The sequence below is a fragment of the Ewingella sp. C233 genome, from assembly GCF_055407225.1.
Genome location: NZ_JBUZRI010000001.1, coordinates 1,380,948 through 1,404,665, shown reverse-complemented (window position 1 = coordinate 1,404,665; position 23,718 = coordinate 1,380,948). Strand labels below are relative to the sequence as shown.

Here is a 23,718-nt window from a genome sequence, read left to right as displayed (position 1 = left end):
ATAAGTCCTATGTTCATTTCTTCATGCGGAATGAATGCAGGGTAATCGTTGTTGTATTTCTTTAAAATACCTACTATCACAACGCATCGTTGCATATTTGCAACGAACCTATCCGGAACATCTGATATGCAAGATAATCTCAATGACATGGCGCTGTTTGCCGCGGTTGTTCAGCATCAGGGGTTTACCGCCGCGGGGCGCGCACTGGGCGTATCGAAATCCGTACTGAGCCGCCGGGTTGAGGCGCTGGAATCGCGCCTCGGCGTGCGTTTATTACAGCGCACCTCGCGGCACTTTTCTGTCACCAGCGTCGGCGAGCGTTACGCCGCTGAATGTCAGAAAATACTGGAGCAGGCGAAGTCCGCACAGCAGGTGATTGACGATTTGCGGCAGTATCCGCGCGGGATGCTGCGTTTAGCGGTGCCGGTCATGATGGCTGAAACGGTGATTGCCCCGCTGATGGCCACTTTTCTGACGCGTTATCCAGAAGTCACGCTGGAACTTCTGGCCATCAACCGGTCAGTTGATTTGTTGGAGGAAAATTTCGACGTGATGATCCGTTCGCATAACGAACCGCTGGAAGATTCCGGGCTGCACCGCAAACCGCTCGGCACTCTGCGTTACGTGCTGGTTGCCAGCCCGACGTTTATTGCCGCACTGCCCGTGCCGCCGTCAGTGGAAGATCTGAGTGCCCTGCCCACGCTGGTGCGCAAAACGCCCTGGGCAGGTGAGTTATGGGAGCTGATGCATCCGAAAGAAGGCAGCCGCAAGATATCGCTGACACCCCGTATGGTGAGTAACAATTTACTGGTGCTGTGCCAGGCCGCAACCGATGGGCTTGGTGTTGCACTGTTGCCGGAAATCGCCTGCGCACCGGGCATTGCGGCAGGAAAACTACAACGCCTGCTGCCTGAGTGGCATACACCGCCATCGTCCATTTCGGCGTTATATGCCAGCCATAAAGGGCAATCTCCGGCGTTGCGCGTGTTTCTGGAATTTCTCAGCGAAAACCTCAATCACGACCTGTAACCGGCATTACTCCGGATCTTTGAGATAGGCTTTGAACTGCGGCGTCATGTGGGTTTCGAACGTGTCGCCTTTTTTGGTGATCAGATAGACTGCCAGATGCTCCTTTTCGGCCAGAGCCAGGGCCTTTTTAGTCCCCAGCACCATAAGGCCGGTGTCCCAGCCGTCGGCTTCCAGCGCCGTCGGGGCGATCACGGTGGCAGAAACCAGTTTATGGGTGATCGGGTGACCGGTGGCCGGGTCGATGATGTGCGACAGACGTTTGCCATCGAGTTCGTAATAGTTGCGGTAACTGCCCGACGTACTGATGCCCATCCCCTGCAAATCAACAATGGCCTGTACGGCCGTCTCTTTGTCGGTCGGTTTTTGAATCGCCACCTGCCACGGATTGCCTTTGGCGTTGTGGCCACGCGAAACCACTGCACCGCCCACCGACACCAAATAGTCGCTGATACCATTACCTTCAATCAAACGCGCCAGATGATCTGTCGCATAACCTTCGCCGACAGTGGAGAGATCCACATACATATCAGGCAGATTTTTTTGCAGATACTGCCCGTCTTCCTGCTGAATCACTTTGAGATGTTGCAGACCCATTTCCAGGCGCGCAGCGTCAATCTGGGCATCAGTCGGCGTCTTCACCGGCTGCTTCTGCGGGCCAAAACCCCAAAGATTCACCAGAGGGCCGACGGTGATATCCATCGCGCCGGACGTTTTCTGCCCGATACGCAACGAGGTAACGATCGCATCGGCCATGCCTGCACTGATCGGCTGCGGCACGTTGCCCTGATATTGATTGAAGCGCGACAACACCGAATCGTCTTTATACGTCGAGAGCTGATGGTCATCTTCCACCAGTTGTGCCTCGATTTGCTGACGCAGTGCCGCCTCGCGGCTGTTATCGACACCCGCCAGACTGACACGGTAAAACGTCCCCATGGTTTTGCCTTCAATAACCAGCGTATTTTTCGGTTTGTCGGTGACGTTGTCACAGGACGCCAGCAGGCTGGTACCAAGAATAAGGCAGACCAGACAGCCTGCCTGCCGCAAATGAAGGTGCTGTAAATCGGGCATAAATAACTCGCTTAATAAAACCGACCGCCTGGCAAGGAGGCGATAAAAAGTGTCTGAACAGTAATGGAATGCATTTAAACCGGGGAACAACGGCTTGGTTTGAACCGCCATATCCCGCTTTTTACCGCACTATTTTACCTGAAAATTACCGTGCCAGCAGAATCATCCGCAACCCAGTAAATACGGGAGACTGACCACAATGGCTGGTGCTGAAACCATTCGACTTAGCAGCGGCACAGCCTGACCGCGACCAGTAAATCTGATTTTTCCGTATATACTGATTCATTGGGACAGGAAATAATCCTCAGTGGTTATATAAGATTCCTTAATAGAATTGAGGAGAAATAATGCCGTACCTTGATGATCCCCTGATTATTTTTACCGATCTCGACGGTTCACTGCTTGACCACCATGATTACAGTTGGGCGCCTGCGCAAGACTGGCTCGACCGGCTGGCCGAAAACAATATTCCGGTGATCATTACCACCAGTAAAACGTCGGCAGAAGTCTCAGCGTTGCAGCACTCCCTGGCACTGAGTCATCTGCCTTTTATCGCGGAGAACGGTGCTCTGATCCATCTTCCCAACGAGGAGAATGCCGCACATCACCTGATTGGCGCAGACTATCAGCGCATCCGAGAAGTGCTGGTGGATCTGCGTAAAAGGTACGATTTCGAATTTCGTGGCTTTGGTGACGTCAGCCCGCAACAGGTCGCTGACTGGACCGGCCTGCCCCCCGAGGATGCCAAACTCGCTATGCAGCGTGACGCCTCTGAACCGCTGATGTGGTTTGGAAATACGCTGGATTTTTCCCGCATGGAGAAACTGCTGAGTGAAGAAGACCTGGCGCTGACCCGCGGCGGGAGGTTCTGGCACGTGATGGGACAGGACGCTGGTAAAGGTCAGGCAGTGCGCTGGCTGACCGAACAATATCAGCAACGGCGCGGTAAAGCGGGCATCACACTCGGGCTGGGTGACGGCCCGAATGATATTTCCCTGCTGGAAGCCGTAGATTTTGCGGTGGTGATTTTAGGCCATCACGATCAGGACATGCCACTGAACAAAGATGAAAAGCAGGTTTTTCGCACCACGCTGCACGGGCCGCAAGGCTGGAAGCAAGGGCTGGACCATTTTGTTATCAAAACTAAAATTGGAGCGTAGCGCATGAGCGATTTTTATCAGGATGGTGTCATTACTAATTTCCATAATCTGACCAACCGTAAAACGGAAGAATTAGAGTACGACCTTCAGGTGTTTTCTGGCCGCCGCTCAATGGGGTTGATTCTGCCTTCGCTGTTTTCTGAACTCGAAGGCCCGGCACTGACCAAAATTGTTGATGAATTGACGAAAGTGCCCTATCTGGAAGAGATTGTGATTGGTCTGGACCGCGCTGACCGCGACCAATTTCTGTTTGCACGAGAATTCTTCTCCCGTCTGCCGCAGCGCCACCGGATTTTATGGAACGATGGCCCGCGCCTGAAGGCGCTGGATGAGGAGTTACAGAAAGAAGGTTTATCGCCGCTGGAACCGGGCAAAGGCCGCAACGTGTGGTTCTGCGTAGGATACACGCTGGCATCGCGCCGCACTTCGGTGGTTGGCCTGCATGATTGTGACATTGTCACGTATAGCCGCGATATGCTGGCGCGTCTGATGTATCCGGTTGCCAATCCTAATTTCCATTACGATTTCTGTAAGGGCTATTACGCCCGAGTGGCTGACGGTAAATTCAATGGCCGCGTCGGCCGCCTGCTGGTGTTCCCGCTACTGAAATCGCTGCAAATCGTCTACGGTCACTCCGACTTCCTCGAATATCTGCGCTCTTTCCGCTATCCGCTTTCCGGCGAGTTTGCGATGCGCACCCACGTATTGAATGATTTGCGGATCCCAAGTGACTGGGGGCTGGAGATTGGCGTGCTGTCAGAGTTGCACCGCAATACCGCCACCAAACGTATTTGTCAGGTGGATATCGCCGATAATTACGATCACAAGCATCAGCCGATGTCGGAAGAGGATGCGAGTAACGGTCTGCAACGTATGAGTATCGATATCACCAAAGCCTTGTACCGTAAGATGGCGATCCTCGGGGTTAATATCACCAGCGAATCTTTCCGTATCCTCAAAGCTACCTATTACCGCAATGCGCTGGATATGATTGATGCCTTCGAGAATGACGCCAAAATGAATGGTCTGTCGTTTGACCGGCACAGTGAGGAGTCTGCCGTGGAGCTTTTCTCGGGTGCGATTATGGAGGCCGGTCAGGCCTTTGTGGATACGCCGAGCGAGAAGCCTTTCATTCCGAGCTGGAGCCGCGTGCAGTCAGCTTTCCCTGACATGCTGGAACGCCTACATGAGGCTGTAGAACTGGATAACGAAGGTGATGTGTAGTTATCGGACCGTTAGCTTAAAGGTGAAATGAAAACGGGACGCTTCTGGCGTCCCGTCTTTTTTGCGGTGATATTTTCTGAATGTTACTTTTTACGACGTCTTTTTACCCGGAAACAACAGGCTGGCGATGATCCCAAGGGCCAGCACACCAAGTACGACGTAGAGGCTGGTCATCGCGCTGATGTTATAGCCGTGATGCCACAGATGGTCGCTGGAGTTCAATGCGAGTTTGGCCGCGACAAAGAACAGCAAAAAAATCACTGACTTTTCAAGATGACGCAGATATTTGCGCAGTGCTTCAAGGACAAAATACATCGTCCGCAAACCCAGTACCGCAAACATCATGGCGGAGTACACGATCAGGGGTTCTCGGCTGACGGCGATCACGGCCGGTACGCTGTCGAATGCAAACATAACATCTGAAATTTCCACCACAGCAATGCACAGCAGTAGCGGCGTTGCGTAACGGATGCCCTTCTTGACCTGAAAACTGAAGTCTTTATTTTCTGGCTTAGCCAGATCTTCTTCAACTTGCTGGCTGCTGACCAGAAAATGGGGACCGATGAGTTTCGGATAGACCGGGAAGAAACGCCGCACCAGGCGGTTGGCGATGTGATCGGAATAGTCGTCGGAGGCGTCGTCATCATCTCCGGCGCGCATCATCAAAATGGCCGTCCACAAAATCACGACCGCAAACACCATTTCTACCCACGGGCCAAGCGCCAGCAGGCTGGTGCCGATCACCACGAAGATGCCACGGAAAACAATGGCGCCAATCACGCCCCAGTACAAAATACGGTGGCGATAGCCGTCAGGCACTTTGAACCAAGCGAAGATTGCCATAATCACGAACAGATTATCGATGGATAAGACCTGCTCCAGCGCATAGCCCGTAAGGAACAGGCTGGCGACCTCTTTGCCATGATGAAAATAGAGGAAACCGGCAAAAGCCAGAGAGACCGAGATCCAGAAAAGCGTCCAGATCGAAGCACTTTTCAGCCCGATGGGCTTGTGACTACGGTGCGCAAAGATGTCTATCAACAGCGCGCAAACGGCGATAACAACAAAAACAGCGGTAGTTTCCAGTGGGAATCCCAAAGATTCTGACGGCATTGCATGTCCTGATAAGTAAACAAAAGCTCAACAATCTTTACATTGTAAGCGGTTGCCGGGGTATTGGATATTGAAAGTCGATAATCGGCGTGTCTCATGCGATAATTTGCGACTGGTCTTATCTTAAAGGGACAAACCGATGCTGACATTAGTGAGTGAAACCATTGAAACCCCGCTTGGTCAGCTGGAAATTATCACTGATCTTCAGGGGCAATTGCGCGCGCTGGAGTGGGCTGATTTTCATCATCGCCTGATGCAGCTGCTGGCCCGCCACTATGGCGCTGAACGATCAGACAATAGTGTTGCCCCTCAGATAACAAAGTCGAATATCAAAACCGGCTTTAGCCTTAAACAGAATAGCGTTGATCACGCGATTCGTCAGAGGATCGAGGATTATTTCGCCGGCGACTTACACGCGATTGACACGCTGCCCGTCGCTACCGCCGGGACTGAATTCCAGCGTCAGGTGTGGCAAATGCTGCGCACAATTCCGTGCGGACAAATCATGACCTATGGGCAAATGGCGGCTCAACTGGGGAATCCCGGCGCGTCTCGCGCTGTCGGACTGGCTAATGGCTCGAACCCGATCAGCGTTGTAGTCCCCTGCCATCGGGTGATTGGAAGCAACGGTACTCTGACGGGGTACGCGGGCGGCGTGGACAGAAAAAGATGGTTATTGATTCACGAAGGTTATTTATCGAATCAACAAAATTCACTTTTTTAATACATTAAAGTTATTCCTAACCTAATTGATTCTCGATTCCCTTTTTTTTGCCGGTCGAGATCAAATAATAAGAAAAAAAATTTCGTTAAAAATCGGGGTTTTTAACCAATTAGCCCTTTTCGCCCAATGGTCCTACTTATCAATTCCGGCAAAAGATGTTAAAATTGACCCATATCAATATTGCCAGAGTGAATCTTATGATCCCGGAAAAACGTATTATTCGTCGTATCCAATCTGGTGGTTGTGCCATCCACTGCCAGGATTGCAGCATCAGCCAGCTGTGTATTCCTTTTACCCTTAATGAACACGAGCTCGACCAACTCGACAACATTATCGAAAGGAAGAAACCGATCCAGAAAGGTCAGGCTCTGTTCAAGGCAGGCGATGAGTTAAAATCCCTTTATGCCATCCGTTCCGGGACCATCAAAAGCTACACCATCACCGAACAGGGTGATGAGCAGATCACGGGTTTCCATCTGGCAGGCGATCTGGTCGGCTTTGACGCCATTGGCGGGTTGCAGCACCCAAGCTTTGCACAGGCGCTGGAAACCTCAATGGTCTGTGAAATACCTTTTGAAACACTGGATGATCTCTCCGGTAAAATGCCTAATTTGCGGCAGCAAATGATGCGTCTGATGAGTGGCGAAATTAAAGGCGACCAGGATATGATCCTGCTGTTGTCCAAGAAAAATGCGGAAGAAAGACTGGCTGCATTTATTTACAACCTCTCCCGCCGTTTTGCAGAACGTGGTTTTTCTCAGCGTGAATTCCGCCTGACGATGACCCGTGGCGATATTGGTAATTATTTGGGTCTGACCGTAGAAACCATCAGCCGTTTATTAGGTCGTTTCCAAAAATCAGAAATGCTGAGTGTGAAAGGTAAATATATCACCATCGAAAATCACGCCATGCTTTCTCAGTTAGCCGGCCAATCTGTCGCCGTCACTGCCTAGTTCATTTGGCCGGGTTTCCAAAGACAATAATTTGTTGATCCGGCTCAATTTCTCCGCTGTCCGATTGCTTAATCTTGGTTTACTCTGTACTTAATACACTGAGCTATAACGCTGTTCAATCACAGGTGTTAAGGAGTGCCGATGGCTAAGTATCAGAATCTTTTGGTCGCAATCGACCCCAATCAGGATGACCAACCCGCGTTACGTCGTGCGGTTTATCTGGTCCAGAGAAATGGCGGGCGCATTAAAGCCTTCTTGTCGATTTATGACTTCTCCTATGAAATGACCACAATGCTCTCCCCTGACGAACGTTTAGCCATGCGACAAAGCGTGATTAGCGAGCGTGCTGCGTGGATTGCCGATCAGTGCCACTACTATGTCGAAGCGGGTATCCCGATTGAAATCAAAGTGGTATGGCATAACAAGCCGTTTGAAGCCATTATTCAGGAAGTTCTCACCTGTGAGCATGACCTGTTACTGAAAATGGCCCATCAGCATGACCGACTTGAGTCCGTTATTTTCACCCCGACCGACTGGAACCTGCTGCGCAAGTGTCCGTGCCCGGTGTGGATGGTCAAAGATCAGGCCTGGCCAGAAAGTGGTAAAGCACTGGTGGCAGTCAATCTATCCAGCGAAGAACCGTATCACGACCCGCTGAACATCAAGTTAGTCAAAGAAACCATTGAACTGGCCGATCACGTCAATCAGACCGAAGTGCATCTGGTCGGGGCTTATCCCGTCACGCCAATCAATATAGCTATTGAACTGCCTGACTTTGACCCGAGCGTTTACAACGACGCGATTCGCGGCCAGCATCTGATTGCCATGAAAGCCTTGCGGCAGAAATTCCAGCTGGACGAAAAATTCACTCACGTGGAAAAAGGTCTGCCGGAGGAAGTGATCCCGGATTTGGCCGAACATCTGCAGGCTGGTGTGGTGGTTATCGGCACTATTGGTCGTACCGGACTGTCCGCCGCATTCCTCGGAAATACCACCGAACAGGTGATCGATCATCTGAAATGTGACCTGCTGGCAATCAAACCCGACGATTTCGAATGCCCTATCACGGCCGAAGACATCGAAGAGCACGACGACGAATAACCGAAGAGACTTTACGCTTCGCCATTCATCGCGAGCTGGCAGAATTTATCCCGGCAGTATCTGTTAGTAATAAAAAGGCCTGATGCAATGCATCAGGCCTTTTCCATTCGAACCCAGCGAACTGGCGCGATGTATTACAGGGCGCGAAGAATATTCTCGACGCTCTCTTTGGCATCACCAAACAGCATCTGCGTATTCTCTTTAAAGAACAGCGGGTTCTGCACGCCGGCATAACCGGTATTCATTGAGCGTTTGAAGACGATGACGTTTTGCGCTTTCCATACTTCAAGCACCGGCATACCGGCGATTGGGCTGCGCGGATCTTCCTGAGCGGCCGGGTTAACGGTATCGTTCGCGCCAATGACCAGCACCACATCGGTGTCGGCAAAGTCGTCATTGATTTCGTCCATCTCCAGCACGATATCATACGGCACACGGGCTTCCGCCAGTAAGACGTTCATATGGCCCGGCAAACGCCCCGCCACCGGATGAATGCCGAAACGGACCTTGATGCCCATCGCACGCAGCTTGGCGGTAATATCCTGCACCGGATACTGCGCCTGTGCGACCGCCATGCCGTAGCCCGGAGTGATGATCACGGAGCTGGCGCTTTTCAGCATGTCTGCCACTTCTTCTGCGCTGGCTTCGCGATATTCGCCCATTTCATCTGCGTCACCGGTTGAAGAACCGTCGGTACCGAAACCGCCTGCAATCACGCTGATAAACGAACGGTTCATCGCTTTACACATGATGAAGGAGAGGATCGCACCTGAAGAACCCACCAGAGCACCTGTCACGATCAGCAGGTCGTTGCTGAGCATAAAGCCCGCTGCCGCCGCTGCCCAACCGGAATAGGAGTTCAACATGGAAACCACTACCGGCATGTCTGCACCGCCGATAGAAGACACCAGATGCCAGCCAAAGCCCAGCGCAATCAGCGTCATGATCAAGAGAGTGAAGACTTGCAGGCCGACGCTGTCGGTACGAACAAAGATCACCATCAACAGGAAAGAAGCGACCAGCGCCACCAGATTTAATTTATGACGGTGTGGCAGAGCCAGCGGCTTCGAAGAGAAGGTCCCGCGAAGCTTGCCAAACGCAACGATTGATCCGGTGAAAGTGACTGCACCAATGAAGATACCGAGGAACACTTCGGTCAGATGGATGTTTTCCATTACACGATCCATCGGCACTGCGCCGTGATCCAGATAGCTGTTAAAGCCTACCAGAACCGCAGCCAGACCAACGAAGCTATGCAGAATAGCGACCAGTTCTGGCATTTGAGTCATTTCGACTTTACGTGCCAGATAGATACCAATCGCCCCACCCATTACCATCGCAATGATGATCCAGCCCACGTTGCCTGAATCAGGCCCGAGAATGGTGGCAATCAGTGCAATGGCCATCCCGGTAACACCGAAGATATTGCCCTGTTTTGATGTTTCGTGTTTTGACAATCCAGCCAGGCTGAATATGAACAGAATAGCGGCAACGATATAGGCTGCTGTAACTAATCCCCCAGACATATGCTACCCCTTAATTCTTACGAAACATCTTCAGCATGCGCTGAGTGACGGTGAATCCGCCGAAAATATTGATACTGGCAATCAGAACTGCAACAAATGACAGGACACTGACCCAGCCGCCATGACCAATTTGCAACAATGCGCCAACGACGATAATCCCTGAGATAGCATTGGTCACTGACATCAGTGGCGTATGCAACGCATGACTGACGTTCCACACCACGTAGTAACCCACCACGCAAGAGAGCGCGAATACCGTAAAGTGCGATAGGAACTCTTTCGGTGCCACATTCGCCAGCCAGCCAAACAGAATGATGGCCACGGCCATAATGATGTATTTGGTGTACGGCGAAGAGGGTTTGGCTTCAACCTGCGGCAGTGGTTCAGCTTTTTTGGCCTGAGGTTGCGCGGAAACCTGAATCGGTGGTGCAGGCCAGGTCACTTCACCCTCCTTCACCACGGTAACGCCACGCACAACGGTATCTTCGAAATCGATTACGATATTGCCGTCTTTCTCTTTGCACAGCAGTTTCAGCAGATTCACTAAGTTGGTGCCATAGAGCTGCGAGGATTGTGTCGGCAAACGGCTTGGCAAATCGGTGTAACCGATAATTTTAACGCCGTTAGGCGTCACGGTGATTTGGTCGGCAACGGTCAGTTCGCAGTTACCACCGGTTTGCGCCGCCAGATCCACGATCACGCTGCCCGGTTTCATGGAAGCCACCATCTCTTTGGTGATGAGCTTCGGTGCCGGACGACCAGGAATCAGTGCCGTAGTGACAATAATGTCAACTTCTTCAGCCTGAGCCGCAAACAGCGCCATTTCGGCCTTAATGAACGCATCGGACATCACTTTGGCATAACCGTCGCCACTGCCTGCCTCTTCTTCGAAGTCCAATTCAAGGAACTCGGCGCCCATACTCTGCACCTGTTCTTTTACTTCAGGGCGAGTATCAAAAGCTCGGACGATAGCGCCAAGACTGCCAGCCGCACCGATAGCGGCCAGACCGGCAACACCAGCGCCGATAATCATCACCTTGGCCGGTGGAACCTTACCGGCTGCGGTAATTTGACCGGTAAAGAAACGACCAAATTCATGCGCCGCTTCGACAATCGCACGGTAACCGGCGATGTTCGCCATGGAGCTCAGCGCATCCAGTGATTGAGCGCGGGAGATACGCGGAACGGAATCCATCGCCATCGCGGTGATATTGCGCTCAGCAAGTTTGGCAATCAGTTCAGGATTTTGTGCAGGCCAGATAAAGCTCACCAGCGTGGTGCCTGCCTGCAATTTTTGAATTTCATCGCCTTCAGGAGCATTGACCTTCAGCACGATATCGGAATGCCAGACTTCGTCCCCGCTGACAATTACCGCGCCCGCGTCCTGATAGGCTGCATCGTCAAAACTGGCCAGTTTCCCGGCGTTTTGCTCGATAGCGACCGTGAAGCCGAGTTTTAGCAGCTGTTCCACCGTTTTCGGCGTGGCTGCAACCCGGGCTTCATTGGTCAACCGTTCTCTTGGTACACCAATACGCATAGTATTCCCTTCACCCTTTTTCATTGATGATTAGTGTCATCGACATAATATTGCTCTTTAAACCTGTGGATTCTTACCGTAGTAAAACTATTTTAGCAGGCTATTTATAAGCTACTGAATTTCTAATCAATAATCTACGCATCACAGTGATAGTCTGTGAATTAATTAAAAATTCAACGCCGCAGGTCATAAAGCTGCTGTAAAGCAGGTAAAAGACCGACTTAAAAATCTCTTTTAGCTGAAAATTCCCGCAGGTATCACTTCTCTTTTTTTACGTTAACCCGCGTAGCTTCAGCATAAAAGTTACTAAATAGTGAATAATTAACATTTATTTCACCACTTGGATTATTCACCAAACTTATATAAGTTATGAACTGAAAAAAAAGTGATACAGGTAGCGGTTAGCAACATCGCGAATGACATAAATTACTGAGACACTCGGTATTGTTACATGCAATAATCGGCCGCTAACCTGTTACACATCAAGAATTCAGCACGTTTCAACATTACTGCGCAAGGTGAAAGGATTTTTTATGAAGCTGACCAAAACGATCATCGCATCGGCCCTGTGTTTATCTCTTACGGCTATTTCCGCGTTGTCAGCAGCACAGGCAGCCCAGGAAATCGCTCCAGAAAAAGCAGCCGCCATCAAACCCTTTGATCGCATTATTGTTTCCGGCCGTTTTAATACGCTCGGCGATGCGGCAGATGCTGTATCCCGTCGTGCTGATACGCTGGGTGCAGATTATTTCTATATTCAGGACACTAACAGCTCAGGTAACAGCGGTAACTGGCGCGTCGTCGCGGACATCTATAAAAAAGATGCGGCGGAAGTCAGTAAGAAAACCACTTACCGTGTAATGAACGGCGTTAAAGAGTTACCTAAAGATGAAGCTTATCTGATCGAGCCTTATGACACTGTGACTGTCAGCGGTTTCTTCCGCAGCCAGCCCGATGTGACGGATGCCATCAGTAAAGCGGCGAAAGAAAAAGGGGCTGACTCCTTCTTCATCGTCCGTCAGGTTGATGCCAACAGCGGTGGCAATCAGTACATCACCGCGTTCATCTACAAGAAAGATGCGGCAAAACGCGTCGTTCAGGATCCGGATGCTATCCCTGCGGATTCTGAAGCCGGTAAAGCAGCACTTGCCGCCGGTGGTGCCGCAGCCAAGAAAGTACAAATTCCTGGCGTGGCCTCTTCCGGTAGCCCAAGCCGTGACGTCGGTCGCTTCTTCGAAACGCAGTCTTCCACCGGACAGCGCTATACCGTAACGGCGACCAATGGTGCGAAAATTCAGGAAGTGAACAACGTCACTGCCGCGCAGATGCAACCTTTTGACTCGATCACCTTCACCGGGCACTTTAACAGTGTGACGGATGTATCGCAGGAAGTGGGTAACCGCGCTGCGGCGAAAGGGGCCAAGTACTACCACGTGACCCGTCAATGGCAGAACAAGAGCGGTGGTAACCTGACAGTCAGTGCTGACCTGTTCAAGTAATTCGTTCTCCGCTATGACGTAATAACAAAAGGCAGCCAAGTGGCTGCCTTTTTGCTCATTTTGGTCTCAAATTCATCAAGTGGGTACTGCACATAAAATAATAAAAAGCTCAATGCTGCAGGGGCATCTGCAAGATTTGTACCGTCAGTAGTTCATTATTTTGCGTCAGTTGCACCAGATGCTTGCATTCGATTTTAATTGCTGTCAGTTGTTCTTCATTCAGTGCGTAAGGCAAATGTATTTCAATCGCATAGAAGCCCTGCTGCTCGGCCAATTCTATCAGGCGCACGATATTGGTTTCATCGCTGACCTGAGTTGACACCACCTGAAGCGCCAGCGCCCGTAAACTTTCCTGCTTAGATTTTTCCTGCGAAGCGCGCGATTTGAGGACCATGCCAAAGAACGGCATCACGCCATAAATCGCATCGAGAAAGCTCCAGTGCTTTTTGCACGATGCTGACAGATATTCCATATAGTCAAAGGAGGCTTTTTCACTGCGCACATCAGGTATCAGGCGGCTTTCGCTCATTCCTTTTTCTTCTCCTGGACAGTGTTAGCACGGTTGAACGCACGAAGAATGATTCGATTAATATAATCCAGCTTTATATATAACGTTAAGCTTATTCATCTCTATAATGGCATATTTCCCTGACACAGCGCCAGTCAGTTCAGGGGCTTTAATTATACGTTTTTTATCGTGTGAAACCATTTCGTTACGGTACTATTTGGCAGACGTTAAGGTCTGTTTCATCAGGTTAAATTTACGTGAATACCTAGGTTAATTTACGCGCTAAATTATAAATTTGTTAACCATTGCCAGCTTTTCAGCGTTTTCGCCTGTAAAACATCTGCAAACTCTGAAAAACTGTCGCTTCCTATTATGCATATCTCATAGCCTCCGTGCCGGTGACGGGCTATGCTGACCAACGGACCTCTATTAGCAGCAAGCCAATGAATAAAATCGTTTTTGTAGAAGATGATGCAGAAGTCGGCAATCTGATTGCCGCCTATTTAGGCAAACATGATATTGACGTTTTAGTCGAACCACGTGGTGACACCGCTCAGGATCGCATCGAACGCGAAAAACCTGACTTGGTACTGCTCGATATTATGCTCCCCGGCAAAGACGGCATGACGCTCTGCCGCGACCTGCGGCCGACCTACAGCGGCCCCATTGTCCTGCTGACCTCGCTGGATAGCGACATGAACCATATTCTGTCGCTGGAGATGGGCGCGAATGATTACATTCTGAAAACCACCCCGCCCGCCGTACTGCTGGCACGTCTGCGTCTGCATTTACGCCAGCACGCGCCGCAGGCGACCGGTGAGGAAAAACCGGTCAAGCCCCTGCAAAGTGGTAACGCCCTGCACTTCGGTCAGTTGCGTATTGACCCGGTTAACCGCGAAGTCACGCTGGTTGATGAAACCATTATCTTGTCGACATCAGATTTCGATTTGCTGTGGGAGCTTGCCACCCACGCCGGACGCATTATGGACCGCGAAGCCTTGCTGCTGAATCTGCGCGGCGTGAGCTATGACGGGCTGGACCGCAGCATTGACGTAGCGATTTCCCGCCTGCGCCGTAAGCTCTATGACAATGCCCTAGAACCTTTCCGTATCAAAACTGTGCGTAATAAAGGTTATCTGTTCGCTCCAAATGCCTGGGAGAAAGGCGAAGAATGAGAAAGCTGTTCATCCAGTTTTTCCTGCTGTTACTGGTCTGTTTCCTGGTGATGTCGATGCTGGTCGGTCTGGTCTATAAAGTCACCGCTGAACGTACCGGCCGGCAATCGATGAATGACCTAATGAAAAGTTCGCTATATCTGATGCGCAGCGAATTGCGTGAAATTCCAATTAAAGACTGGAATAAAACCATTAATACGCTCGATCTCAATCTCTCGTTCAAATTGCACATTGAACCGCTGGGTAAGCGTGTCCTTTCACCAGAGATGGATAAGCGTCTGAAAGATGGAGAAATCATTGCGCTGGATGATGAATACACATTTATTCAACGCGTTCCGCGCAGTCATTATGTTTTAGTTGTCGGTCCGATCCCCTACCTGTTCTATATGCATGAAATGCGTATTCTGGATCTCATCCTGATGATGGTGATTGGTCTGTCGCTGGCGTTTCCGGTGTTCCTCTGGATGAGTCCGCACTGGAAAGATCTGATGAAGCTGGAAAATTCAGCCCAGCGTCTGGGCAATGGTTATCTGGATGAGCGGATTAATTTTGATTCCAGCTCAAGCCTCAACCGGCTGGGGATTGCGTTCAACCAGATGGCAGACAACATCAATACTCTGATTGCCAGCAAGAAACAGCTGATCGACGGCATTGCCCACGAGTTGCGTACCCCGCTAGTCCGGCTGCGTTACCGGCTGGCTATCAGCGAAAATTTGCCAGAGGCCGAGCAGCAAGCGATCAACCGCGATATCGGCCAGCTGGAGGCGCTAATTGACGAACTGCTGACCTACGCGCGGCTGGACCGCCCGCAGGTGGCCCTGAATATTGAGAAGGTCAATCTGGCGGACTGGCTGACCGTTAAAGTCGATGATTTTAGCTTGATCAACGCCGATCATAAGATTGAGTTGTCCGTTCCGCAAAATGTGGATTTCGGCGGTGTAGATTTACGCCTGATGGAGCGCGTGCTGGACAACCTGATTAACAACGCCCTGCGTTACGCGGATCATTTACGCATCAGCCTGTGGCTGGAGGGAGATGAAGCCAATTTGCAGGTCGAAGACAACGGTCCCGGTATTCCCGAAGAAGAGCGTATGCGCATCTTCGAACCCTTTGTCCGCCTCGACCCCAGCCGTGACCGCGCTACCGGCGGTTGTGGACTTGGCCTCGCCATCGTTCACTCCATCGCCGTCGCATATCAGGGCCACGTCAGCGTAGAGAGCAGCCCGTCACTTGGCGGTGCTTGTATCCGCTTCACCTGGCCGGTCAAAACCGTTTTCAATCTGAACACTGAACCACGCTAAAATTTCATCATCCGGAGGGAGTAAATAATGACAACAGCCTATTCACAACTGCGCACCACCTTCGCCCGCTTGTCCCGCTTTAGCCATCTTTCCGCCATCGCTGGCTGGGATATGGCCGCTATGATGCCGCCTGCCGGTAGTCAAGCCCGCTCAGAGGCACTGGCCGAACTTAGCGTTCTCTCACACCAGATCCTCACGGCAAAACAGGTCGGCGAGTGGCTGGAACAAGCCGGGAACGAAGACCTTAATGACGTCGAGCAGGCTAACCTGCGTGAGATGCGCCGTCAGTACCAGCAGTCCGCGTTATTGCCGGAAAGTCTGGTACAGGCCAAATCTCTGGCGGGTGCCCGCTGTGAACACGCCTGGCGTGTACAGCGTAAAGGCAATGACTGGGAAGGTTTTGCAGATAACCTGCGTGAAGTGGTCCGCCTTAGCCGTCAGGAAGCAACACTGCGCGCAGATGCCGCAGGTTGCAGCCGTTACGATGCTCTGCTGGACATGTACGAGCCGGGCATGACCTCTAACAAACTGGACGTGCTGTTTGGTGATCTGAAAACCTGGCTGCCTGATCTGCTGCAAAAAGTGGTTGAAAAGCAAAAAACAGAATCGCGCATTGCGCCTGCCGGTCCTTTTGATATTGAGAAACAGCGTCAGCTGGGTCTGGCTGTCATGGGCCGTCTGGGCTTTGATTTTGACGCGGGTCGTCTGGACGTCAGCGCCCATCCTTTCTGCGGCGGTGTGCCTCAGGATGTGCGCATCACAACGCGTTACAATCAAGATGAGTTCCTCAGTGCCATGATGGGAGTTATCCACGAAACCGGTCACGCACGCTACGAACAGAATCTGCCAAAAGAGTGGCTCGGCCAGCCGGTCTCCAATGCCCGCTCTATGGGCGTCCATGAATCACAAAGCCTGCTGTTTGAAATGCAGCTTGGTTGCAGCGAACCTTTCCTGAAATCCGTTTACCCGCTGGTGATTGCCCAGTTTGGTGAGCGTCAAGGACTGGATGAAAGTAACTTCATTAAGCTTAATCAGCGTGTTCAGCCCGGTTTGATTCGCGTTGACGCAGATGAAGTCAGCTACCCGGCACACGTTATCCTGCGTTATGAAATTGAAAAAGCGCTGATCGAAGGCGAGATTGAAGTCGATGATATTCCGGCGCTGTGGGGCCATAAAATGAAGGAGTATCTCGGCATCGATACCACCGGCAACTACCGTGACGGCTGTATGCAGGATATTCACTGGACCGACGGCGGTTTTGGTTACTTCCCGACGTACACGCTGGGTGCCATGTATGCCGCACAATTGTTCCAGAGTGCCAATAACGCGATCCCTACCCTGCAGGGTGATATTAGCCGCGGCGACCTGACCGCCCTGTTCCAGTGGCTGAAGCAGAATATCTGGCAGCACGGCAGCCGTTTCAGCACCGATCAGTTGATGAAGAATGCCACCGGCGAGACGCTGAATCCGGCCTACTTCCGTAAACATCTGGAAAGCCGTTATCTTTAATAGAGGTGCAATAAAACGGGTTTAGTTGTCCACGTAAAGGCCCATCCGAGTTTGGGTCTTTACGTTCCAGAATAAATCCCTTCACGCCCTGCTAAGAATCGCCTTAATCAATTCGACAGATCCCTCTGTTTCACAAAGATTTTCGATCGTTCAGAGTGCTGAAGTATACAAAGGCTACTGTATGTTGTAACTAAATTGAGATTTAAGAACTTACTGGGCACGTAGACAGACATTATTTTGTTGATTTTAATGGATTTTATGATTTGTACATAACGTTACACGCCGACACCATTCACTCACTTACAAAGCCATCGCCCCGGCCTAGTATTCTCCTACCGACCCCGCAGTGGGGTGGACACATAAACAAACATTCTGAGGAATTGAACATGAAAAAAGTATTAGCTCTGGTTGTTGCCGCTGCAATGGGTCTGTCTTCTGTTGCTTTCGCTGCTGAAACTACCGCTGCTCCAGCACCTGCTGCATCAACGACTGCTGCTCCAGCTGCAAAAGCACCGGCTAAGCACGTAGTTAAGAAAGCACACAAGAAACCAGCTCAGAAAGCTCAGGCTGCCAAAAAACACAAAAAACACGCTAAGAAAGCAGCCCCTGCTCAGAAAGCACAAGCCGCTAAAAAACACGTGAAACATGCTAAGAAAGCTGCTCCAGTAGCTCAGAAAGCGCAGGCTGCTAAAAAACACGTGAAACATGCTAAAAAAGCTGCACCAGCTGCAAAAGCAACGCCAGCAGCATAAGTAAGACGTCTTAGTGAGGGTATCTCCTCCACGCTATCAAGACTGATTATTTAACACCCGGTTCGCCGGGTGTTTTTTTCTCCAGTTTTTATATGAGGTATTGATGGAAGATGCTGCGCCGATACCTGTTCGAAATCACCCTAAGCGCCCTGATCCTCTGCGGCCTTATCACCCTGTTCTTCTATCTCTGAAATCATTCGTTCAACCCGACGTAATTTCTCTTTACGCACTCTAAAGATGGCGAAAAAACAGCACGATACCCACGTCGAATGTTGCAAGCGTCTAAAATCACTCCATAATAAACGATTCAAGGGATTTCCCTGTCTTCAAGGTCAGAATGTTATGCGCATCGCGTTACCCTATGTTTTGTGCTTTTTCTGTTTCGCCCTTCCCTCTGCTCATGCCGATGTTCCTGAGCCGGATTCAGACTCTGACGCGCCTGCGATCAGCGTAAAAGAAAAAACGGCGCTGTTCTTTGGTCATGATCAACGCGCCCCGGTTGCCGACTCCCGCCAGTGGCCGTGGCAGGCTATTGGCCAGATAGAGACGCAAAGCGGCAATTTATGCACCGCAACGCTTATCTCCAAACATCTGGTGCTGACCGCCGGTCACTGCGTGCTGGCGCCTCCGGGTAAGATTGATAAAGTCGTGGCCCTGCGGTTTATTTCGCATCATCAGAAATGGCGCTATCAGGTAACGGCTTTAGAAACCCTGGTTGATCCGAAACTGGGCAAGAAACTCAAGGCGGATGGTGAAGGCTGGATTGTTCCGCCTAAAGCGGCACCCTATGATTTTGCCCTTGTCCGTCTGACGGATGCCAATATTGCCTTGCCGATCACCCCGCTTCCTCTGTGGGAAGGCAATCGTGATGCGCTGACAGCAGCGTTAAAACAAAATGGCAGGAAAGTCACTCAGGCTGGATATCCTGAAGATCATCTGGATGATTTATATGTCCACACAGATTGTTTAGTCACCGGTTGGGCGCAACCGGGCGTGATATCACACCGCTGCGATACGTTGCCGGGCGACAGTGGTTCGCCGCTGTTGCTGAAAAGTGGCGATAAATGGTCGCTGATTGCCATACAGAGTTCCGCGCCTGCGGCTGAAGACCGCTATCTGGCAGATAACCGCGCGCTGGCCGTCCCGGCAATCCGCGACGCGTTGAATAAGCTGTCCTCGGGGATTGTCAGCGCACCACCCGTCACGCCTTAATTTTTTACCTTTTCATCAATACCACGAACAACACTTCTCGTTGTTCGTGGTTTTTTTTGCGCATTCCGGCGCGAATTTTGAGGTCTTCACAATACAAAGACGTTTCGGGCTGCCTTGCGCTTTCATGGGCTCAGACGCCGGACATTTTCCCGCTTTAGGTGTGATAATCCCCAGTTATCACGCCATCTGCTCCATGGTCTGCAAAATACGTTTGTCGGAAATCGGATATGGCGTTCCCAACTGCTGGGCAAAGTAACTGACGCGCAGCTCTTCAATCATCCAGCGCACTTCTTTCACCTCTTCACTTTGCTGACGCACCGGTGGCAGTTTATTCAGCCATTGCTGCCAAGCTTTCTGCACATGCTCGATTTTCAGCATCTGCGCGCGGTCACGATGGGGATCAACCGGCAGCTTGTCCATACGTTTCTCGATAGCATTGAGATAACGCAGGGTATCCGGCAGACGTTTCCAGCCATTTTGGGTGACAAATCCACGGTAGATAAGGCCTGACATCTGGCTCTTAATATCCGACAGCGCCAGCGCCATGGTCATATCAATGCGCCCTTTCAGGCGTTTATTGATGCTAAACACCGCCGTCAGGATTTGTTCAACCTGCACTGCTATCTGCACCACCGCATCGTTCAGAGTGGCACGAACATGTTCATGCAGGCGGGCAAACTCTTCCTCTTTCCACACCAGCCCGCCGCTTTCAGCAATCAGTTTGTCGATACCACAGGCAATACAGTCGTCGATCAGATCCAGTACTTTACCGTACGGGTTGAAGTAGAGCCCGAGCTTGGCTTTATTCGGCAACTTCTCATGCAGGTATTTAATCGGCGATGGAATATTGAGCAATAACAGACGGCGTATACCCGCCCACATGGCTTGCTGCTGCTCCAGTTCGCTGTCGAATAAACGGATGGCGATGCTGTCTTTGGTGTCCACCAGCGCCGGATAGGCTTTCACTTGATAGCCGCCGCGCTTCTGCTCATATTTCTCCGGCAGTGTGCCGAAACTCCAGACATGCAAGTCAGTTTGCTCGATGCCGTCGTCGGCCACCGCAGAGAGCGTCTGCTGCACCTGTTCCTTCAGGCCTGCCTTGAGCGCCGTCAGATCTTTGCCTTCGCGCAACGTTTTGTTTTTGTCATCCAGAATACGGAACGTCATTTTCAGATGATCGGGCACCTGTTCCAGTTGCCACTCTTCACGTGACACTGTCACACCGGTCATTTTGCGCAGCTCGCGCTCCATGGCTTCCAGCAGTGGCAATTCAAAAGGCTGAAGGCGGCCAAGCAATGCATCGGCGTAGTTCGGCGCGGGCACAAAATTACGGCGCACCGGCTTAGGCAATGACTTAATCAGCGACATAATCAGCTCACGGCGGATGCCCGGAATTTGCCAGTCGAAGCCCTGATCCTCCACCTGATTGAGCAACGGCAGCGGAATATGTACCGTCACGCCGTCGGCATCAGTGCCCGGCTCAAACTGATAAGTCACGCGCAGTTTGATGTTGCGCTGATGCCAGAAGTTCGGGTAATCGTGCGCGCTGATATTGCCCGTGCCCTCTTTGATCAGCATGCTTTTTTCAAAGTTCAGGCTGTCGGCAGGCTGAGTTTTCCACCAGGTATCAAAGTGACGGGCAGACACCACGTCCTGACCAATACGCTGTTCGTAGAACAGGAACAGCGTCTCTTCGTCGACCAGAATGTCCCGGCGGCGTGATTTGTGCTCCAGTTCTTCGACTTCGCTGCGCAGTTTTAAGTTAGCGCGGAAGAACGCATGACGCGTCTGCCAGTCGCCTTCCACCAGCGCATGGCGGATAAACAGCTCGCGCGACAGAACCGGATCAACAGTGCCGTAATTGACTTTACGGGCTGCGACAATCGGCAGGCCAAAGAGGCTGACTTTCTCGGTCGCCATTACCGCGCCCTGCGCTTTCTCCCAGTGCGGTTCACTGTAGCTGCTCTTCACCAGATGTTTGGCCAGCGGCTCAATCCATTCAGGCTCAATGCGCGCGCCAATCCGCCCCCACAGGCGGCTGGTTTCCACCAGTTCAGCGACCATGACCCACTTCGGCGGTTTCTTGAATAAGCTGGAACCCGGGAAGATGGCAAAGCGGGCGTTACGCGCGCCGGTATATTCATGCTTATCCGCGTCTTTCTGACCGATATGCGACAGCAGACCGGTAAGCAAAGCGCAGTGAATGCTGCGGTAATCCGCCGGTTCACTGTTAACCGGCAGGCCCAGCTCTTTCACCACCTGACGCAGTTGGGTGTAGATATCCTGCCATTCGCGCACGCGCAGATAGTTGAGGTAATCACTGCGGCACATCTTACGAAACTGCGCCGAAGAGAGTTCTTTCTGCTGCTCTTTCAGGTAGTCCCACAAATTGACGAAGGCCTGGAAATCAGAGTCCTTATCAGCAAAGCGACGATGCTTCTCATCGGAAGCCTGTTTTTTGTCGGCCGGACGCTCGCGCGGATCTTGAATCGACAACGCGGCAGTGATGATCATCACTTCCCGCACACAGCCATCTTTACGCGCTTCCAGCACCATGCGAGCCAGACGCGGATCCACTGGCAATTGCGCCAGCTGGCGGCCAGATGGCGTCAAGGTGTAACGTCCATCCTGCGCATTGTTAATCGCACCCAGCTCTTCCAGTAGCCTGACGCCATCCTGAATGTTGCGTTTATCCGGCGCTTCGACAAACGGGAACGCAGCGATATCGCCAAGTCCCAGCGACGTCATTTGCAGGATAACCGAGGCTAAATTAGTACGCAGAATTTCCGGGTCGGTAAATTCCGGGCGCGAAAGGAAATCCATCTCGGAGTAAAGGCGGATACAGATCCCTTCAGAGACACGTCCGCAACGCCCTTTACGCTGATTGGCAGAGGCTTGCGACACCGGCTCGATTGGCAGGCGCTGCACTTTAGTACGGAAGCTGTAGCGGCTGATACGCGCTGTACCCGGGTCAATCACATATTTAATACCCGGTACGGTCAGCGAGGTTTCTGCCACGTTGGTTGCCAACACAATACGGCGACCGGCATGTGACTGAAACACGCGGTTCTGCTCACTGTTCGACAGACGCGCATACAGCGGCAGGATCTCGGTATGCGGCAAGTCAAGTTTGGTCAATGCATCAGCGGTATCGCGAATTTCGCGCTCACCGCTCATGAAGATCAGAATATCTCCGGGACTTTCGCGGCCCAGCTCATCGACGGCATCAAAAATCGCCTGCAACTGGTCGCGGTCAGTATCGTCAGCGTCATCCACTACCGGGCGGTAACGTACATCGACCGGATAGGTCTGCCCCGAGACTTCAATGATCGGTGCATTATTGAAATGCTTTGAGAAACGCTGCGGGTCAATGGTCGCTGAGGTAATAATGACTTTGAGGTCAGGACGCTTTGGCAGCAACTGGCGCAGGTAACCAAGAATGAAGTCGATATTCAGGCTGCGTTCGTGCGCTTCATCGATGATCAGCGTGTCGTACTGCATCAGCATCCGATCCTGCTGGATCTCCGCCAGCAAGATACCGTCGGTCATCAGCTTCACTAAGGTTGTGTCACCGACCTGATCGTTGAATCGCACCTTGTAACCGACAGTGCCGCCGAGCGAAGTTTCCAGCTCATCGGCAATACGGTTGGCAACGGTACGTGCCGCAAGACGACGCGGCTGGGTATGACCAATCACACCCATAATACCGCGCCCGAGCTCCATACAAATTTTCGGGATCTGCGTGGTTTTACCTGATCCCGTTTCACCCGCGACAATCACCACCTGATGGTCACGAATGGCGTTGTAGATGTCATCTTTCTTCTGGCTGACCGGCAGATTGGCGGGATAGCTGATTTTTGGCCGTGAGGCTTCACGCGCCCTGACCTTTTGCAGACTCTGCGCAATCAGAGGCTCAAGTTCAGCAGCCAGCTTTTCCAGCGCCTGCGGGTCAGGATTCGGTTTATTCAACAGCGATTTGGCACCCTGCAAACGTCGTTGCAGGCGTTGCCGGTCACGTAGCATCAGCCCGTCTAATTGCGCTGACAGTGCCGCGAGCGGAGATTTCACGTTCGGTATTCCTTGTTGCAAGTCAGACGGCCAGATTAAGAAGGACTTCTGTCGGCTGAATTTGAATGGGTTCCAGGCGGGTTAATGCGTACCTGTTTGCGAATATGTTACCACAAGCTATTGAGGATGCTGAAAAGAGGTGGCATTTTGCCTGGCATTTCCCTTCATTCAAAAAATTCGAACGTAGCACTCGAATTATTGCGCTATCACTGAATGATGTTTGTGAATAAAGTGGGTCCCATTCACAGGGCATCCG

The 23,718-nt window shown here is 51.6% G+C and carries 19 protein-coding genes; 13 read left to right on the top strand and 6 right to left on the bottom strand.

What is annotated here, in order from left to right:
* Positions 1 to 126 precede the first annotated feature (126 nt).
* Positions 127 to 1,029, top strand: coding sequence for a LysR substrate-binding domain-containing protein (locus tag ACZRKO_RS06345; protein ID WP_463736372.1), 903 nt, complete (start codon positions 127 to 129; stop codon positions 1,027 to 1,029).
* A 6-nt stretch (positions 1,030 to 1,035) separates the two neighbouring features.
* Here ACZRKO_RS06345 and apbE read toward each other — a convergent pair whose 3' ends face one another.
* On the bottom strand, positions 1,036 to 2,100 hold the full coding sequence (gene apbE / locus ACZRKO_RS06340; protein ID WP_463736371.1) for an FAD:protein FMN transferase ApbE: 1,065 nt from the start codon (positions 2,098 to 2,100) through the stop codon (positions 1,036 to 1,038).
* 347 nt (positions 2,101 to 2,447) lie between these two features.
* Between apbE and ACZRKO_RS06335 the strand changes: the two genes are divergently transcribed.
* Positions 2,448 to 3,260, top strand: coding sequence for a mannosyl-3-phosphoglycerate phosphatase-related protein (locus ACZRKO_RS06335; protein ID WP_463736370.1), 813 nt, complete (start codon positions 2,448 to 2,450; stop codon positions 3,258 to 3,260).
* 3 nt (positions 3,261 to 3,263) lie between these two features.
* Positions 3,264 to 4,484: a glycosyltransferase family protein gene (locus ACZRKO_RS06330; protein WP_463736369.1), complete on the top strand. Its 1,221-nt coding sequence runs from the start codon at positions 3,264 to 3,266 to the stop codon at positions 4,482 to 4,484.
* A 90-nt stretch (positions 4,485 to 4,574) separates the two neighbouring features.
* Here ACZRKO_RS06330 and ACZRKO_RS06325 read toward each other — a convergent pair whose 3' ends face one another.
* Positions 4,575 to 5,597, bottom strand: coding sequence for a TerC/Alx family metal homeostasis membrane protein (locus tag ACZRKO_RS06325; protein WP_463736368.1), 1,023 nt, complete (start codon positions 5,595 to 5,597; stop codon positions 4,575 to 4,577).
* A 139-nt stretch (positions 5,598 to 5,736) separates the two neighbouring features.
* On the opposite strand from ACZRKO_RS06325, the gene ogt reads away from it, so the two are divergent.
* From ogt to uspE, 3 genes are all read left to right on the top strand, one after another.
* A complete protein-coding gene (gene ogt, locus ACZRKO_RS06320) occupies positions 5,737 to 6,321 on the top strand; it encodes a methylated-DNA--[protein]-cysteine S-methyltransferase (RefSeq protein ID WP_463736367.1) in 585 nt (194 codons plus the stop codon).
* 197 nt (positions 6,322 to 6,518) lie between these two features.
* Positions 6,519 to 7,274, top strand: a complete 756-nt coding sequence (gene fnr, locus ACZRKO_RS06315; RefSeq protein ID WP_463737490.1) for a fumarate/nitrate reduction transcriptional regulator Fnr — start codon at positions 6,519 to 6,521, stop codon at positions 7,272 to 7,274.
* 141 nt (positions 7,275 to 7,415) lie between these two features.
* Positions 7,416 to 8,375 carry a universal stress protein UspE gene (gene uspE / locus ACZRKO_RS06310; protein ID WP_463736366.1) on the top strand — a complete coding sequence of 320 codons (960 nt, stop codon included), beginning with the start codon at positions 7,416 to 7,418 and terminating at the stop codon, positions 8,373 to 8,375.
* Between the two features lie 134 nt (positions 8,376 to 8,509).
* Here the strand turns inward: uspE and pntB are convergent, their stop codons facing one another.
* Together pntB and pntA are read right to left on the bottom strand one after the other, a co-directional pair.
* Positions 8,510 to 9,901, bottom strand: coding sequence for a Re/Si-specific NAD(P)(+) transhydrogenase subunit beta (gene pntB / locus ACZRKO_RS06305; protein ID WP_463736365.1), 1,392 nt, complete (start codon positions 9,899 to 9,901; stop codon positions 8,510 to 8,512).
* A 10-nt stretch (positions 9,902 to 9,911) separates the two neighbouring features.
* Positions 9,912 to 11,438 carry a Re/Si-specific NAD(P)(+) transhydrogenase subunit alpha gene (gene pntA, locus ACZRKO_RS06300; RefSeq protein WP_463736364.1) on the bottom strand — a complete coding sequence of 509 codons (1,527 nt, stop codon included), beginning with the start codon at positions 11,436 to 11,438 and terminating at the stop codon, positions 9,912 to 9,914.
* A gap of 533 nt (positions 11,439 to 11,971) precedes the next feature.
* Here pntA and ydgH point away from each other — a divergent pair.
* The gene (gene ydgH / locus ACZRKO_RS06295) at positions 11,972 to 12,937 is read left to right on the top strand and encodes a DUF1471 family protein YdgH (protein ID WP_463736363.1); all 966 of its coding nucleotides are present in this window, start codon (positions 11,972 to 11,974) and stop codon (positions 12,935 to 12,937) included.
* Between the two features lie 109 nt (positions 12,938 to 13,046).
* Here the strand turns inward: ydgH and ACZRKO_RS06290 are convergent, their stop codons facing one another.
* Entirely contained in the window at positions 13,047 to 13,466 is a 420-nt protein-coding gene (locus tag ACZRKO_RS06290) for a hypothetical protein (RefSeq protein WP_463736362.1), read from the bottom strand.
* Positions 13,467 to 13,888: 422 nt separating this feature from the next.
* Here ACZRKO_RS06290 and rstA point away from each other — a divergent pair, with 422 nt between their 5' ends.
* From rstA to ACZRKO_RS06260, 6 genes are all read left to right on the top strand, one after another.
* On the top strand, positions 13,889 to 14,620 hold the full coding sequence (rstA, locus tag ACZRKO_RS06285; protein WP_463736361.1) for a two-component system response regulator RstA: 732 nt from the start codon (positions 13,889 to 13,891) through the stop codon (positions 14,618 to 14,620).
* Positions 14,617 to 15,921, top strand: a complete 1,305-nt coding sequence (rstB, locus tag ACZRKO_RS06280; RefSeq protein ID WP_463736360.1) for a two-component system sensor histidine kinase RstB — start codon at positions 14,617 to 14,619, stop codon at positions 15,919 to 15,921. The genes rstA and rstB overlap by 4 nt, the downstream gene beginning before the upstream one ends.
* Positions 15,922 to 15,948: 27 nt before the next feature.
* The gene (locus tag ACZRKO_RS06275) at positions 15,949 to 17,430 is read left to right on the top strand and encodes a carboxypeptidase M32 (RefSeq protein ID WP_463736359.1); all 1,482 of its coding nucleotides are present in this window, start codon (positions 15,949 to 15,951) and stop codon (positions 17,428 to 17,430) included.
* Positions 17,431 to 17,816: 386 nt separating this feature from the next.
* On the top strand, positions 17,817 to 18,182 hold the full coding sequence (asr, locus tag ACZRKO_RS06270) for an acid resistance repetitive basic protein Asr (protein ID WP_463736358.1): 366 nt from the start codon (positions 17,817 to 17,819) through the stop codon (positions 18,180 to 18,182).
* A gap of 110 nt (positions 18,183 to 18,292) precedes the next feature.
* Positions 18,293 to 18,373, top strand: coding sequence for a small membrane protein YdgU (gene ydgU, locus ACZRKO_RS06265; protein WP_456867294.1), 81 nt, complete (start codon positions 18,293 to 18,295; stop codon positions 18,371 to 18,373).
* A 151-nt stretch (positions 18,374 to 18,524) separates the two neighbouring features.
* Positions 18,525 to 19,394 carry a trypsin-like serine peptidase gene (locus ACZRKO_RS06260; RefSeq protein ID WP_463736357.1) on the top strand — a complete coding sequence of 290 codons (870 nt, stop codon included), beginning with the start codon at positions 18,525 to 18,527 and terminating at the stop codon, positions 19,392 to 19,394.
* 177 nt (positions 19,395 to 19,571) lie between these two features.
* Here ACZRKO_RS06260 and hrpA read toward each other — a convergent pair whose 3' ends face one another.
* Positions 19,572 to 23,462 (bottom strand): ATP-dependent RNA helicase HrpA, encoded by a 3,891-nt coding sequence (gene hrpA, locus ACZRKO_RS06255; protein ID WP_463736356.1) that lies wholly within the window; start codon positions 23,460 to 23,462, stop codon positions 19,572 to 19,574.
* Between the last annotated feature and the right edge of the window lie 256 nt (positions 23,463 to 23,718).

Bases quoted from the DNA above. Each gene is read 5' to 3' on its own strand.
- ACZRKO_RS06325 (WP_463736368.1), bottom strand. From the start codon at position 5,597: ATGCCGTCAGAATCTTTGGGATTCCCACTGGAAACTACCGCTGTTTTT.
- fnr (WP_463737490.1), top strand. From the start codon at position 6,519: ATGATCCCGGAAAAACGTATTATTCGTCGTATCCAATCTGGTGGTTGT.
- rstB (WP_463736360.1), top strand. From the start codon at position 14,617: ATGAGAAAGCTGTTCATCCAGTTTTTCCTGCTGTTACTGGTCTGTTTC.
- uspE (WP_463736366.1), top strand. From the start codon at position 7,416: ATGGCTAAGTATCAGAATCTTTTGGTCGCAATCGACCCCAATCAGGAT.
- ACZRKO_RS06330 (WP_463736369.1), top strand. From the start codon at position 3,264: ATGAGCGATTTTTATCAGGATGGTGTCATTACTAATTTCCATAATCTG.
- ACZRKO_RS06275 (WP_463736359.1), top strand. From the start codon at position 15,949: ATGACAACAGCCTATTCACAACTGCGCACCACCTTCGCCCGCTTGTCC.
- ACZRKO_RS06335 (WP_463736370.1), top strand. From the start codon at position 2,448: ATGCCGTACCTTGATGATCCCCTGATTATTTTTACCGATCTCGACGGT.
- pntB (WP_463736365.1), bottom strand. From the start codon at position 9,901: ATGTCTGGGGGATTAGTTACAGCAGCCTATATCGTTGCCGCTATTCTG.
- ydgU (WP_456867294.1), top strand. From the start codon at position 18,293: ATGCTGCGCCGATACCTGTTCGAAATCACCCTAAGCGCCCTGATCCTC.
- ydgH (WP_463736363.1), top strand. From the start codon at position 11,972: ATGAAGCTGACCAAAACGATCATCGCATCGGCCCTGTGTTTATCTCTT.
- apbE (WP_463736371.1), bottom strand. From the start codon at position 2,100: ATGCCCGATTTACAGCACCTTCATTTGCGGCAGGCAGGCTGTCTGGTC.
- asr (WP_463736358.1), top strand. From the start codon at position 17,817: ATGAAAAAAGTATTAGCTCTGGTTGTTGCCGCTGCAATGGGTCTGTCT.
- rstA (WP_463736361.1), top strand. From the start codon at position 13,889: ATGAATAAAATCGTTTTTGTAGAAGATGATGCAGAAGTCGGCAATCTG.
- pntA (WP_463736364.1), bottom strand. From the start codon at position 11,438: ATGCGTATTGGTGTACCAAGAGAACGGTTGACCAATGAAGCCCGGGTT.
- ACZRKO_RS06345 (WP_463736372.1), top strand. From the start codon at position 127: ATGCAAGATAATCTCAATGACATGGCGCTGTTTGCCGCGGTTGTTCAG.
- ogt (WP_463736367.1), top strand. From the start codon at position 5,737: ATGCTGACATTAGTGAGTGAAACCATTGAAACCCCGCTTGGTCAGCTG.
- ACZRKO_RS06290 (WP_463736362.1), bottom strand. From the start codon at position 13,466: ATGAGCGAAAGCCGCCTGATACCTGATGTGCGCAGTGAAAAAGCCTCC.
- ACZRKO_RS06260 (WP_463736357.1), top strand. From the start codon at position 18,525: ATGCGCATCGCGTTACCCTATGTTTTGTGCTTTTTCTGTTTCGCCCTT.